Here is a 15,011-nt window from a genome sequence, read left to right on the forward strand (position 1 = left end):
TAGCTAGTGCAAGTTGAACTAGATGTACAAGATTATTTTTATGAATCGTCCCCAGAAACAACGGAAAATTTTGGGACTAATGATAATCGCATTGCTGTGGAAACTTGGGAAGACTGGTTTCATAGTTGGTTAGAAATACTTCACTCAGATCTTCCATTAGCACCAAGTTATGAAATTGGGCTACGGTTGACAGATGATGTCGAAATTCAGTCACTCAATTCCCAATATCGTCACCAGGATAAACCTACAGATGTATTAGCTTTTGCTGCCTTAGAGGTGGACAGTCCTCAAAATGAGGAAATGTTTGCCTCTATGCCTTTATATCTAGGGGATATTGTGGTATCTGTAGATACTGCACAGCGTCAAGCCCAACAGCAGGAGCATAGTTTGCAAACTGAATTGGCCTGGCTTGTGGCTCATGGTTTGCTGCACTTATTAGGCTGGGATCATCCTGATGAGGAAAGTTTGGTAAGAATGTTAAAACAGCAGGTAATATTGCTGAGACAAATAGGTATTTCTATTGACATAGAGTAATCTCTATTATTATTCTTTGCTGCTCCGAAAACTTCCGGATAAAATTGCCTAAAACTTGATTACACCCTAAAAATCAGCAAAACCACAAACTGTATCTACTTTATGTGAGGATCTTTAAGCCTATGTCCCAAAAAGTTTCGCCACCACCCACTAATAACCGCATACCAACACTGGTGACTAAAGAAAGAGAATTTTCTTGGCAAGTGGCAACTAATTTATTGATTAGTTTTAAGTATGCTTGGGCAGGAATTAGCTATGGTTTTAAAACTCAACGCAATTTTCGCATTCATGTAGGCGTGTGTGCTGTAGCGATCGCTCTCAGCATCATCTTACATTTATCTTCTGTGGAAATTGCCATAATTGCGATCACTAGTGGTTTAGTTTTAACTTTAGAACTACTAAATACCGCTTTAGAATCACTAGTTGATTTAACAGTCAAGCAGACTTACCACGAGCTAGCCAAAATTGCTAAAGATTGCGCCGCTGGTGCTGTACTTGTCTCGGCACTAGTATCGCTTTTGGTAGGTGGTATACTCATACTGCCACCTTTGGCAACTTTAATTATGTCAGCTTTTTAAGTAAGATTGCTAACTTTACTTATTTTCATTCGATAATTGATGACGTTTACAGCAGTTCCCATCTGGTGACAATTAAACAAAATCATAAAATAATCTGACCAGGAGTTATCAGCTGTGATTATAGTCATCGACAATTACGACAGTTTTACTTATAATATAGTCCAGTATCTCGGAGAGCTTGCCGCAGAATTTCCTGTAGCAGCAGATATTAGAGTTTTTCGCAACGATAAAATATCTGTAGACGAAATTAAGGCTTTAAATCCTGAATTTGTCGTCATTTCTCCCGGGCCTGGTCGCCCGGAAGATGCAGGAATTAGTTTAGATTTAATTGAACAGCTAGGTTCTAGTTTGCCAATTTTGGGTGTCTGTTTAGGACATCAAAGCATTGGTCAGGTATTCGGTGGTAAAATCGTTTCTGCTCCTGAATTGATGCATGGCAAAACTTCTCAGGTATCCCATACTGGGGTGGGAGTTTTTCAGGGATTAGAAAATCCTCTGACGGCAACCAGATATCACAGTCTGGTAATTGACCGCGAGACTTGTCCCGATGTGTTGGAAATCACTGCTTGGGTTGAGGATGGTACGATTATGGGAGTACGTCATCGGAACTATACTCACATTCAAGGCGTCCAGTTTCATCCAGAGAGTGTCTTGACATCTTCAGGTAAGCAATTGCTGCGAAACTTTCTGGAACAATTACAGTCGAGAGAGTAATTAATGAAACGACGACAGTTGATGGGCTATGCTGGGGCGGGTTTGGCAACAGCTTTTTTTACCACCTTAAGTTCTGAATTTCCATCCCAAGCGCAATCTGGCGGCTTATCAGTTCAGTGGTTGGGTCATACCTGCTTTCTGTTAACGGGTGGCGGGGTGAAGATTCTCGTCAATCCATTTCGACCTATCGGCTGTACTGCTGGGTATCGTCCGCCAAAGATTGCAGCAGATTTAGTAATGATTAGCAGTCAACTCCTGGATGAAGGTGCTGTAGACGGACTCCCTGGAAAGCCGAAACTGATCTATGAACCAGGGGTTTACGAATTCCAAGGAATTAAGTTTCAAGGAATTGGTATAGATCACGATCGCAAAGGTGGTAAACAATTTGGCATCAATACTGCTTGGAGTTGGAAACAAGGCGGAATTAATCTCCTGCATTTAGGCGGCGCAGCTGCACCAATTTCGGTTGAGCAAAAAATTCTCATGGGTCGTCCCGATGTCGCCTTTATTCCTGTCGGCGGTAGTGCTAAAGCTTATAATGCTCAGGAAGCTAAGCAAGCGGTGGAAGTTTTAAACCCAAAAATTATAATTCCTACCCATTTTCGGACACAGGCAGCAGATGCAGCTAAGTGCGATATTTCCCCGGTGGATGATTTTCTTAATTTGATGCAGGGTGTCACTGTACGTCGGGGTACTAGTGACAGTATTAGTATTAGCCCTAGCACCTTACCAGAAAATAGCGTAATTCAAACTTTGAGTTACAAATTTTAAATAACTGAGAAATCAAAATTGTGTGAACATAATTTGTAAGGGCGGGGTCTCCCCGCCCTTACTATTTGGGATAATTTATGTTTGGTAGAATTCCCTCGATCCTGAGTTGTGTTCCGGCTCAGAATGAAACTTTTAGCTAGAGACAGTATTGTGGCTTAGCTTTACTCAACTTGGCTTTGTGTAATTGCTGATATGGCGTTATCTATAACGCTACTAGTCTTTGTGTTACTACCGATAAACTAACTGTTTTCTAGAAGGTAACCCATTTCTTCAAAGGTGTACCGTCTGGGCCGAGGATAGGATTACCATCTTCTCCTACTTGAATTGGGGAAAGTCTTTCTGTTTCTGCAATTGGAGTTCTAGTTACGGTTGTTCCGTCTGCATTTGTGATCCAAATTTCGTCCGCACCTGTAGCGTACTCGCGCCAGTAGATATCGGTTCTACCATCGTTGTTGAAGTCGCCAAAGGTTGCTTGTGCGGTTGTGGAACTGGGTGCGAGGAAAGATTCTGTAACAATTGTACCACCATCCATCAACCAGGTGGTGTTTTCACCTGTTGCTTGATTACGCCAGAAGACATCTGTCTTACCATCGCCATTAAAGTCAGCAATGCTAGATGTCCAGTTAGCGTCAAGTGTTGTCAGAGAAGATTCGGTGAAGAAGACGTTATTGGGAATGAGGGAATTAGTTAACCAAGCTTTGTTCTCACCTGTGGTTGTGTTGCGCCACAAGATGTCAGAACGGAAATCACCGTTAAAATCTCCTAAGGTGAAAGTCCAGCTTGCGTCTTGTGATTGGAGAGAACTCTTATTAACTTGGGTACCATCAAAAAACCAAGCGCTGTTTTCACCTGTGGTACTGCGCCAGAAGATATCAGTGACACCATTACCGTCGAAATCAACCATTGTCGGTGTCCAAGTAGCATCCAGACCCTCAAGTCTAATTCCGCTTTTAATTGCTTGAATTGGGTTACTACCATCTACTAACCAAATGGCGTTTTCACCTGTGGTGTTATTTCGCCACAAGATATCAGTTTTGCGATCGCCATCGAAATCGCCAATGAATGGTGACCAGTTTCCATCTAGTGGATCTAGTGAAATCAGATTTGTAAAATTGGTACCATCCATCAACACCAAGGTATTAGCACCTGTTACCTTGTTGCGTAATAAAAAGTCAGTCTTATTATCGCCATTGAAATCGCCAATTTTGTAATCTATTGAGCCAGGAGGGTTATTTGGATCGGCAGGAAAAGACCCCTTAGATATAACAGTTGTCCCATCCATTAACCAAATTTGAGTTTCACCTGTTTGCGCATCAACCCAGATTTTATCTGTTCTTCCATCGCCGTTAAAATCGGGGACAATTGCGGCACTTGTTAAGTATGGATTGGGGTTGGGGTTGGCGTTAAATAAACCTTGTGATGATACAGATTTATTTGTATTTGATATTTCGCTTGATGATGAAGCAGACTTTATAGAGGAACCCAATACGCTAGTATTTTCTTCAAATGCAGATTGTACACGGCTCATAAAGCCATATGATGATCCCTTGGCTAATTCTAACTCACTTTTCAAAGACAATTGCTCAGGCATGGTGTGTTTTTATAGCTTGTTGTTATCCAAGTTGTAACTTTTTCGGCTAAATAATTTCTGTTCTTAAATAACATTTGTTTGATAAATATTTGTTTGACTTTTTCATGAATTCATGTTTTGGGTAATGGGAATACATATAGATATATGGTTGGTCTTTTATAGCTAAAATACATAAATCTTTCAAGTTCAAGATAAGCAGTTATGAAAATATTTTTGTTTGTGTCAGCCTTTATGGATAAGTCACAAAAACCTGAATTAGCTTTAACATAGAGGTTTTTATGCTAAATAGCTAAATGTCTCTACAATCTAGAATATAAGGTTTTTCTGATAATTCTTGCTTGAACTATGTTTGTCACAAACAGATATAGTCTGACGATTTGAGTATACAATTTTGAATTTACAGATGAGATCTAGAAGTTTTCTAACACTTATAAAAATCAAAACAATCAAAAATGTGGACTATTCAATAAGTTAGGATTAAGGTTGTAAAGAATTTATGATATATAGATAAATGATGAAAATAAATATCCAAAAATGATAACTTCATATTCCTAGCAAATAGGATAAATCATCAAGTGATGACATGCAGATTATGTCAATTACACAACTTTATGTTTATAATCTGTATGTAATATGCTTTAAAAAAAATAGCAATACTAATACTGGACTATGATTAACAATATCAATCAATAGCTAGTAGAAAAAAGTTGAGAAATATTATTTGTGTTGAGATGGATTGGCACTACTTATAATAGTGGTGATATATGCAATCTGTAGTGTGAAAAGGTTAAGATATCACCATAATTTGAAATATAAAGTAGCTATGCAAGCAGAATATCTGAAGCGTCGTCAGCAGTTGATGTCAAAACTTGGTAATGGTACGGCCATTTTTCGCAGTGCGCCAATGGCGGTGATGCACAATGATGTGGAGTACAATTATCGCCAAGATAGTGATTTCTTCTATTTGACTGGTTTTAATGAACCGCAAGCTGTAGCTGTGTTAGCGCCTCATCACGCAGAACATCAATTTGTGTTGTTTGTTCAACCCAAGGATCGGGAAAAGGAAGTTTGGACTGGTTACCGTTGTGGAGTGGAAGCAGCTAAAGAACTGTATGGTGCTGATGAAGCTTACCCGATCGCCGAATTGGATGAAAAACTACCCCAGTATTTAGAAAAAGCCGATCGCATTTTTTACCATTTGGGACGCGATCGCAGTTTTAATGACAAAGTTCTCAAACATTATCAAAGTTTACTCCGCACCTATCCTAAACGAGGTACAGGGCCGATCGCCATTGAAGATACCAGCCCTATTTTAGGTAGCATGAGATTAATCAAAAGTCAAGCCGAGTTGGAATTGATGCGCCAAGCAGCTGCGATCGCTACAGAAGCGCACAGTTTAGCACAGCAAGTAACTGCACCCGGACGTTATGAATATGAAATTCAAGCGGAAATTGAGCATATTTTTCGCTTGCGGGGAGCGATGGGGCCAGCTTATCCTTCAATAGTCGCGTCTGGTGTGAATGCTTGTGTGTTGCATTACATTGAAAACGATCGCCAAATGCAAGATGGTGAATTACTGCTGATTGATGCTGGTTGTGCATACAGCTATTACAATTCCGATATTACCAGGACATTTCCTGTTGGTGGGAAGTTTACAGCAGAACAAAAGATATTATATGAGATTGTCTTAGAAGCACAAAAACAAGCGATCGCTCAAGTTCAACCAGGTAATACCTTCAACTCAGTTCACGATAAAGCAGTGCGCGTTCTCACAGAGGGTTTAGTGGAAGTGGGTATTCTCAAAGGTGAAGTTGATAAACTAATTGAAGAAGAAAAATATAAACCATACTATATGCACCGTACCAGCCATTGGTTAGGCTTGGATGTACATGATGTCGGCGTATATCAGCATGGCGATAACCCACAGATTTTACAACCAGGACAAATACTCACCGTAGAACCAGGACTTTATATCGTACCAGATACCAAACTGGCAGAAGACCAGCCAGCAACTGATCCGCGTTGGGTGGGGATTGGAATTCGCATTGAAGATGATGTGTTAGTTACCAGCACCGGACATGAGGTGTTAACTGCTGGGGTTCCGAAAGAAGTGGATGAAGTGGAGAGACGATAATAATTCTCCAAACAAGCGTTACAGGAAATATGGTAGGGTGGGCAATGCCCACCATATCTGAGTTTTTGGGACATTTCATTTGTATAGGAATTTGTATAGGAATTTGTGTAGGAGTTGTGAAAAGTATTTTTTTAATGGAACCGCCTTCTCTGCGAGAGGCTTCCGCCAACGCGCAGCGTCTCGCAGAGAAGACGCCAAGGACGCAGAGGAAGAACGATAGAGAATTTTACGCATGATTTAGAAATGCTAGAGAGTTTCTAAATATTTGTACTCTTTGCATCTTTGCACCGATCTATTGACTCCTATAGCTCTAATTTGAATTTTGTCTAACTAAGTTAAATGATATTTATTGAACTTGTATTACAAAACTTTGGCCCCTATGCGGGGAAACAGGTCATCAATCTTGACCCAAGAAATCATGAAAATTCTCGTCCCATAATTCTTTTAGGTGGGATGAATGGCGGCGGAAAAACGACTTTAATGGATGCTATTCGGTTGGCGCTTTATGGTCATCGCGCTCAATGTTCTACCCGTGGTAATTTAAGTTATAGTGATTTTCTGACTCAATGTGTTAATAGTAAAACTGACCCAGTTGAAAAAACTCGGATTGAATTAGTTTTTGAACATGTTGAAAATGACCAGCCGATAAAATATCGGGTGGTGCGGACTTGGGAGAAAAATCCGAAAGATGGTAAAGACCATTTGGGAATTTTAGATGCTAATGAATGGTTGGATACGGCTTTAGTGAATATTTGGGATGAGTATATTGAAAATTTATTACCTTTAGGTATATCTAATTTATTTTTATTTGATGGCGAACAAGTTAAAGAACTAGCAGAACAGGAAACACCACCACCAATTGTAGTCGATGCAATTAGCGGACTTTTAGGATTAGAGTTAGCCGATAGATTAGCTGTTGATTTAGATATTTTAGTTAATCGCAGACGCAAGGAATTGGCTGACACTAAAGAATTAGCAAATTTGGTAGAAATTGAAGAGAAGTTACAAGGGTTACAAGAGACTTATAATCAAAAATTGCAATCTATAGCTTTTCTGCAAGATGAATTAAAAGCTGCTGAAATTCGGCAGCAAGAAGCTGTCAATAAATTTATTTCTGAAGGTGGTAAAATTGCGGGAGAACGCAGTCACTTAGAAAAGCAAAAGCATGAAAAAACTACAGCAGTGGAAACAGAACGTCAAGGAATGTGCGATTTAGCTGCTGATGTTTTACCCTTAGCCTTAATTACACCATTATTAAATGAATCTCTCAGTCAAGGAGAAGAAGAATTTCGGATTCAACAAATGCAGGTGGCTCACGATTTATTAGTAGAAAGAGAGCAGAAGTTACTTAATTTTATTAATCAATTAACGATTGCTGAATCAGAAGTTAATCAAATTCAAGAATTTATCAAAAAAGAGAATCAAGATTTAAATCAAGCAGTTACCGCCGAACCTTGGCTATTGGCTGATCGAGAAAGCCTGAATCAGTTAGATAATGTGATTCATCATTATCTAGGTTATGTGAAAACTCAGGCTAAAGATAAAATTAAATTTCTCCAGTCTCACGAAGAAGAAATTATCACTCTGGAACGACAAATTCAAACCGCAGCTTCACCCGAAGAATATCAAAGACTGGCTGATGAATTACAACAAGCACAACAGGAAGTTGCTGATGCTAAGGCGGCTTATGAATTAGCAAAACGCCGTTTAGTTGAATTAGAAACCGAGATTTACACTACCAAAAAAGATTTAGAAAGCTATACAGAAACAAGTCTAAAACGGCAAAATAAAGAACATATTATTGAATCGGCGGCGAGAGTGCAAGAAACACTCAAGGTTTTTCGCGAAAAATTAACTTTAAGAAAACTGAATAAATTAGAAGTTGAAGTTACAGAGTGCTTTCGTTACTTGCTCCATAAATCTGATTTAGTTCATCGCGTTGCTATCGATAGTAATACATTTAGCCTGTCGCTTTACGATTTAAAAGGTAAACCAGTCCCCAAACATCGCCTTTCTGCTGGGGAAAAACAACTATTAGCGATCGCTTTTTTATGGGGTTTAGCGAGAGTTTCCGGTCGTCGTTTACCAGTAGCAATTGATACGCCATTAGGTAGGCTTGATTCTTCGCACCGCAGTAACTTGGTAGAACGTTACTTTCCCTCCGCTAGCCATCAGGTAATTTTATTATCTACGGATACAGAGATTGGTAAACAAGAAGTACAAATATTGAGAGAAAATGAAGCGATCGCTCACGAATATCTTTTAAAATATGACTCTGTGACTCGGCAAACAACAGTATTAGAAAATCAATACTTTTGGTAAGTAGATTATTTTACATTTGATTTGTATCTATGCCCATACTGACCGTAGAAACTCTCTGCTTAGAAGCAGCAATATTTTCAGCATCCGAGTCTCAACACTCAGAATCTCTACTTTATGGAGTTACAGACGGTAAAGCAGTTGGAACATATCTGGAGCAAAAATTTAAGCTTTATCTAAAAGAAAAATATGAGTTTTTGCAGGGTAATTCAGCAAGCGGTATAGATTTTCCCGGATTATTAGTAGATGTTAAAGTGACCAGTATTAGACAACCACAATCGTCTTGTCCCTTCAAATCTGCACGACAGAAGATTTTCGGTCTTGGTTACTCACTAATTATTTTTGTTTATGACAAAACAGACAATAGTGAAAATCGCACCGCAACTTTGAGTATCCTACACACCATTTATGTCAGTGCTGAAAGGACAGCAGATTTCCAAATGACTCGGGGAATTCGCAATATCATAGAGAATGAGGGTAACAAAGATGATCTCATTGCTTTCATGCTAGATAAAAATCTACCTGTTGATGAAATTGAAGCAGGAAATATTGCGGATGAGATATTGATAAATCCACCAATTCAGGGATTATTAACTATTTCCAATGCCTTGCAATGGAGATTGCAATATAGCAGAGTTATCGATCGCGCTGGACAAGAAGACGGTGTAGTTGCTGTTTATAGGTTGATTTCATGACTCAAACTTTCAGGTCAAAAATAGAATATGGCGATTTTCAAACTCCTATAGAGTTAGCTGAAAAAATTTGCCATAAACTAGTTGAACTGGGTATTAAACCTGACATAATTATTGAGCCAACTTGCGGCTTAGGCAATTTTATTAAAGCTTCTACACATATATTTCCATCTGCAAGAAAAATTATTGGCATGGAAATTAATCAAAATTATATTAACGCGATTAACAATGAAGAATTGCTTTTAGCAGACAAAAGAATTAAAGTTCAGCAAGCAGATTTTTTTCAGTTTGATTGGCAGTCATTAATCAGAGAAAACCAAGAAAATATTTTAGCAATAGGTAACTTTCCTTGGGTTACTAACTCACGACAAGGAGTAATTCATGGTGTTAATTTACCCTTGAAAAGTAATTTTCAAAAGCTGAATGGATTAGATGCAATTACTGGCAAAAGCAATTTTGATGTTTCTGAATGGATGTTAATCCGTATAGTCCAATATTTACAAAAATACCATGCCTATCTTGCCATGTTGTGCAAAACTTCTGTCTCAAGGAAGTTACTGAATTATATTCATGCTCAAAAAATTTCTCTAGAATATTGTGCCACTTACAAAATAGATGCAAAAAAGTATTTTGGCGCAAATGTTGATGCTTGTTTACTATTATGTAAATTTGATTCAATTTCACATAATTATTTTTGTGATGTTTTTAATAACCTTAAAGATAAAAATTACCAGCGAATAGGCTATAAAGACAACATTCTAGTTAAAGATGTATTTGTTTTCAATAAGTTAAAAGATTTATATGCTCTAGACTCAGGAGAAAAATGGCGTTCTGGTATTAAACATGACTGCTCAGATGTAATGGAGCTATCTAAAATCAATGATATTTATATAAATGGATTAGGAGAAATTGTTGATATCGAAGAAAAATTTATTTTTCCTTTAATTAAAGGATCTAATGTTGCTCAAGGTCGAACGCAAGTTACCAATCGATATGTTTTAGTTACTCAAAGATTTATCGGTGAATCAACTGAATATATTAAAAATATAGCACCTAAAACTTGGAATTATTTAGAGTTTCATGCAAATTATTTAGATGGAAGAAAAAGTAAAATATATCATAATAACCCACGCTTCTCTATATTTGGTGTCGGAAATTACACATTTCTTCCTTGGAAAATAGCAATTTGTGGATTATATAAAAAACTTAACTTCCAACTCATTGGAACGATCGATAATAAACCTACTGTTTTTGATGATACTGTTTATTTTCTGGCTTTTGACAATGAGCAATCAGCCGAGCAAGCTTTAATTATTTTAACTTCTACCTTAGCTTCTGATTTCTACTCTTCACTGATTTTTTGGGACGAAAAACGCCCAATTAAGTCTAGTATATTGAATAAATTAAATCTATCTGCCTTAGCACAGAGATTGAACCTGGTGCAATCGCTTCAATAAATTAAAATGAAAAATGACAATCATTTAAAGAATGGCTCAGACCATTTAAACCTCAAAATCTACCCTGTTGCAGGGTGACACTATAAAAAGCTTGATAAATTTTAATTATGGAATCGCCAATAGAAAGAATAAAACTTTCCCAAACCGCTAAAGAGCAACTGGTCAAACTCCGCCGCAGCAGCAAAATTGACCAATGGAATATATTATGCAGATGGGCTTTTTGTCGTTCTCTCGCAGAACCAACCCCACCTTCCCCCGTACCCATTCCCCAAGATAGCAATGTGGAAATGACTTGGCGGGTATTTGGTGGCGAAATGTCAGATATCCTCCTTCTCGCACTCAAGCAAAGGTGTCACAACGACGGTTTCCCCACCGATAAAGAAACCCTCGCTAGTCAATTTCGCCTGCATTTACATCGGGGAATTGGCTACTTAGCTGGCGATCCAAATATCAAGAAAATTGAAGATTTAATTGTACTGGCACTGAAAGATTGAAAGGATATTAATTAACTGTTGACTGCGGTCACTGAAGCTCTGTCGAAGTGTTGACTGTTGACTAAATATTATGCCTGAAGCGTTAGAAATCGAACGTCATCGAGCTGCGATCGCTCGCACTGATATCTCTCGTCCGGTACGATTAGCTATAGAATGGGCAATTCTCAATCCTGAAACTACTTTTTTTGACTACGGTTGCGGCTATGGTGGTGATGTCCAGCGCGTAGCCAATTTAGGTTACAGCAGTGGCGGTTGGGATCCTTATTATTATCCTGATGCATCAATTACTACAGCCGATATTGTCAACTTGGGTTATGTTCTTAACGTCATCGAAGATCCCCAAGAAAGGCGAGAAAGCTTAATTAAAGCTTGGGAACTCACGCGCAAAGTTTTAATTGTTGCTGCGCAGGTTTTAATTAACGCACCCAGCAAAACCCAAATAGCTTACAGCGATGGAATTGTCACCCGACGCAATACGTTTCAGAAATATTACGAGCAAGAAGAACTAAAAAGTTACATTGATGAGGTGCTGAATGTCGATGCTGTACCTGTAGCTTTAGGTGTCTACTTTGTCTTTCGCGATGAAGCCGAAAAGGAAAGTTTCAAGGCTATTCGCTTTTTTACTCGCAGTTCTACGCCCAGAGTCCGCATTCCTAGCAAGCGATTTGAAGATTACCAAGAACTACTTGCACCATTGATGGCTTTTTTCACCCAACGGGGAAGACTACCAGTCAAAGGGGAATTAAGTAACGAACAGGAACTACTGAGTGAATTTGGTAACTTCCGCCGTGCTTTTGGCGTAGTATTACAAGCTACCGATGAAGCCGAATGGGATGCGATCGCTTATCGTCGCTCGCTTGATATTCAAGTTTACCTCGCCCTCACCCACTTTGAAAAACGTCCCTCATGGCATAAACTAGCACCAGAAATCCGCCACGATATCAAAGCCTTTTTTGGTAGCTATGAAGAAGCTTGTGGCGTTGCTGACCAAAAACTCTTTAGCCTCGGTCAACCCAGAGTCATCCAAAATGCTTGCGACAAAAGTAAAATCGGTAAACATACCCGTGGCGCTTTGTATGTCCATGTTTCCGCTTTAACAGAAATTGATGCTTTACTGCGAATTTATGAAGGCTGCGCTAGCCGTACCATCGGGCGTGTAGATGGTGCCACCTTAATTAAATATTGCACTGATAAACCGCAAATTTGCTATCTGTTTTATCCCGACTTCGACACCGACCCGCACCCAGCCTTAAAAGCCAGTATCATAATTGACTTCTTGACTTTAAAAATCACTCACCGCGACTACCAAACCAGAGACAATCCGCCAATATTGCATCGTAAAGAAACCTTTGTTAGGCCTAACTACCCACTCTACGAACAATTTGCCCAACTTACCCAACAAGAAGAAGAATTAGGACTCCTCCAGCAGAAAAACGAAATTGGTACCCGCGAAGGTTGGGAAAAATGTCTAGCTAGCCACAAAGTAGAAATTCGCGGACATCAGGTTTATCGGAATTAGTCAGTTGTCAGTTGTCAGTGGTTAAAAAGTCAACAGTCAACAGTCAACAGTCAACCATCAACAATTAACTTAACCCCAACTCCTGTTTTAATAACTCTGGCACATTCACCGCTTTCTCTAATCCCCGCACAGTCTCCCATTGTTGCTTTTCACCCCAGGTCATTTCTTTTAGGTTAGCTTCGGTGACATCAGCATTGCTGAGAATGGCACAACTGAGGTTAGTGTGGCTGAGATCTGCACCATTGAGCAAAGCACCGCTGAGATTACTACCGCTAAGATTAGCTTGATTGAGGTTGGCATAGCTCAGGTCAGTACCAAAGAGCATGGTATAACTCAAGTCAGCACCACTGAGGTCAGCATCACTCAGTAGGACACCACTGAGGTCAGCATCATTTAGTATCACTCCACTGAGGTCTACACCACTGAGATCGGCACCTAAAAACATTGCTCCGTTGAGTTTGGCATAGTTGAGTTTAGCCCCATTTAGCTTGGCATAGCTGAGGTCAGCAGCAACTAAAATCGCATCACTCAGATTTGTACTGAAGAGAATAGTGTCACTCAGGTTGGTGCCGTTAAGAATCCCATGACTTAAGTTAGCACCACTGAGGTCAGCGCGACACAGATCCGCATGACTTAGGTTCACACTACTGAGTTTGGCTTCGCTGAGGTTAGCACTGAAAAGAATTGCATGGCTGAGGTCAGCATTGTTGAGGTTAGCATCCTTAAGATTAGTACTACTGAGGTCAGCATGGCTGAGGTTGGCATTTTTAAGGTTAGCGCTGCTGATATCCGCATGGCTGAGGTTAGCGCGACTCAGGTCAGCGTGGCTAAAGTTAGCACCAGTGAGGTTGGCACTACTGAGGTCAGTACGGCTGAGGTTGGCATTTTGCAAATTAGCACCGCTGAGATTAGCATCGCCAAAGTTAGCACCACTGAGATCGGCATTACTAAAATTCACGCCTGTTAAATTGGCATCTCCTAGGTAAGCACCACTAAGGTTAGCACCGCTAAAGTTAGCACCGGTTAAGTTAGCATTACCCAAGTAAGCACCGCGAAAATTCCCACCCTTGAGGAATTCACCGACAATACTAGTGAAATTACCAATTTCAATGGCATCGCTATAGTTTATTATCCGCAGTAGTTCGGAGGTGAAAAAACTTTCTGTATCTGGTTGGCTAGATGGATAAAAAGTAATTAGCTGCTGAAGTTCCGCGCGCTCTTGGGCGTAGCGATGTAACTCCAGTAGTAAAATTAATACATTTAATCCAGTATATATATCTACTTGCCTCAGTCCGATATTGATATTTTGTGCTAACAGAGTTAACATTTTTTTCTGAGGTAAGTTATCATCAGGTGCAGCATCAAGAAACTCACCCTGACACCAGCGGCGATAAAATTCCTCTAGACGTTGGAATAAAAGCAGTGGATGAAATTTTTTCCGAGCAATTAGTAACTTTATTACCTGTTCAACTATGTCTGGTGTTAAGGCTGCATGACCAAGTAGATCGTAAATCTCTGCATAAAATTGGCGATGCTTGGGGGGTAGGTGGGGCGCGATTAGTCCGTACTTAGCTGATGGGATTTCACTTGTCAAAAGCGATAACCCATTACCTGATCTCCCCCATTCTTCTAAGCTTTTTTGCAATTTTTGAAGTAATAAAGAGTGTTGTAAATTATCTTGAACAGATCTAGGCTTTTTATCTAAATCTTGAGAAATTTTTGTACTAGGAAAAAGTTTTGCAGCCTCTACAGATTTTAACTGTGGCATATCTGTTAACTTTATACCCCTAGCATAATTGTTTAAACGCTTCCACATTTGTGACAAATATGACATTTTTTTATTTCGTATTACTATCTAGTTATTGATTTATGAGGGATAATCTAAAGGTTTTATTAACTCACATGCTTTGCGATCGCAAATACACTCGTATGTTTTTTAACTTTCTATAGCCAGGTATTTTTCAGTAGCAGCTTACTTGATTGCAGCCTGACTATTTTTCTCTATATAAATTGAAATTGCCAACTTGATCCGTTGTCTGTTTACCAGTAATTTCATTGATTTATTCCAGATTGTTATACTTTCTTATCAGCAAGTTTACTAGTCTGATGTCAGAATAATACGTACTGTAGGCTACAGATACAATTGTTAGCAAAAATACTACAGGAAAACTGGTCAATAGCATTGAAGAATAGTAACGATAACTTAAC

12 protein-coding genes are annotated in these 15,011 nt (G+C 39.2%); 10 read left to right on the forward strand and 2 right to left on the reverse strand.

The genetic code is table 11. The annotated features are described in order from the left end of the window. Positions 1–6: 6 nt before the first annotated feature. The 4 genes from ybeY to H6G41_RS05570 all read left to right on the forward strand — a co-directional run bounded on the left by ybeY (position 7) and on the right by H6G41_RS05570 (position 2,597). A complete protein-coding gene (gene ybeY, locus H6G41_RS05555; protein WP_190744374.1) occupies positions 7–534 on the forward strand; it encodes an rRNA maturation RNase YbeY in 528 nt (175 codons plus the stop codon). Between the two features lie 122 nt (positions 535–656). Continuing rightward, on the forward strand, positions 657–1,112 hold the full coding sequence (locus H6G41_RS05560) for a diacylglycerol kinase family protein (protein ID WP_190744376.1): 456 nt from the start codon (positions 657–659) through the stop codon (positions 1,110–1,112). Positions 1,113–1,226: 114 nt separating this feature from the next. After that, complete coding sequence (locus tag H6G41_RS05565) at positions 1,227–1,826, forward strand: gamma-glutamyl-gamma-aminobutyrate hydrolase family protein (protein ID WP_190744378.1); 600 nt, start codon at positions 1,227–1,229, stop codon at positions 1,824–1,826. 3 nt (positions 1,827–1,829) lie between these two features. After that, complete coding sequence (locus tag H6G41_RS05570) at positions 1,830–2,597, forward strand: MBL fold metallo-hydrolase (protein WP_190744380.1); 768 nt, start codon at positions 1,830–1,832, stop codon at positions 2,595–2,597. Positions 2,598–2,847: 250 nt separating this feature from the next. Here H6G41_RS05570 and H6G41_RS05575 read toward each other — a convergent pair whose 3' ends face one another. After that, a complete protein-coding gene (locus H6G41_RS05575) occupies positions 2,848–4,125 on the reverse strand; it encodes a VCBS repeat-containing protein (RefSeq protein ID WP_242037809.1) in 1,278 nt (425 codons plus the stop codon). An 886-nt stretch (positions 4,126–5,011) separates the two neighbouring features. On the opposite strand from H6G41_RS05575, the gene H6G41_RS05580 reads away from it, so the two are divergent. From H6G41_RS05580 to H6G41_RS05605, 6 genes are all read left to right on the forward strand, one after another. Then, positions 5,012–6,322 carry an aminopeptidase P N-terminal domain-containing protein gene (locus H6G41_RS05580; protein WP_190744385.1) on the forward strand — a complete coding sequence of 437 codons (1,311 nt, stop codon included), beginning with the start codon at positions 5,012–5,014 and terminating at the stop codon, positions 6,320–6,322. Positions 6,323–6,661: 339 nt separating this feature from the next. Continuing rightward, a complete protein-coding gene (dndD, locus tag H6G41_RS05585) occupies positions 6,662–8,644 on the forward strand; it encodes a DNA sulfur modification protein DndD (RefSeq protein ID WP_190744386.1) in 1,983 nt (660 codons plus the stop codon). 29 nt (positions 8,645–8,673) lie between these two features. Further along, on the forward strand, positions 8,674–9,336 hold the full coding sequence (locus H6G41_RS05590; protein ID WP_190744388.1) for a restriction endonuclease: 663 nt from the start codon (positions 8,674–8,676) through the stop codon (positions 9,334–9,336). Beyond that, positions 9,333–10,790 carry an SAM-dependent methyltransferase gene (locus H6G41_RS05595; RefSeq protein WP_190744390.1) on the forward strand — a complete coding sequence of 486 codons (1,458 nt, stop codon included), beginning with the start codon at positions 9,333–9,335 and terminating at the stop codon, positions 10,788–10,790. Before H6G41_RS05590 ends, H6G41_RS05595 begins: the two co-directional genes overlap by 4 nt. Positions 10,791–10,897: 107 nt before the next feature. Continuing rightward, positions 10,898–11,284 (forward strand): DNA sulfur modification protein DndE, encoded by a 387-nt coding sequence (dndE, locus tag H6G41_RS05600; protein ID WP_190744392.1) that lies wholly within the window; start codon positions 10,898–10,900, stop codon positions 11,282–11,284. A gap of 70 nt (positions 11,285–11,354) precedes the next feature. Further along, positions 11,355–12,803: a DNA phosphorothioation-associated putative methyltransferase gene (locus H6G41_RS05605; RefSeq protein WP_190744394.1), complete on the forward strand. Its 1,449-nt coding sequence runs from the start codon at positions 11,355–11,357 to the stop codon at positions 12,801–12,803. A 64-nt stretch (positions 12,804–12,867) separates the two neighbouring features. Here H6G41_RS05605 and H6G41_RS05610 read toward each other — a convergent pair whose 3' ends face one another. After that, positions 12,868–14,637, reverse strand: coding sequence for a pentapeptide repeat-containing protein (locus tag H6G41_RS05610; protein ID WP_190744396.1), 1,770 nt, complete (start codon positions 14,635–14,637; stop codon positions 12,868–12,870). Positions 14,638–15,011: the final 374 nt, after the last annotated feature.

Source organism: Tolypothrix sp. FACHB-123, from assembly GCF_014697075.1.
In the GTDB taxonomy this organism is placed as follows: domain Bacteria; phylum Cyanobacteriota; class Cyanobacteriia; order Cyanobacteriales; family Nostocaceae; genus Aulosira.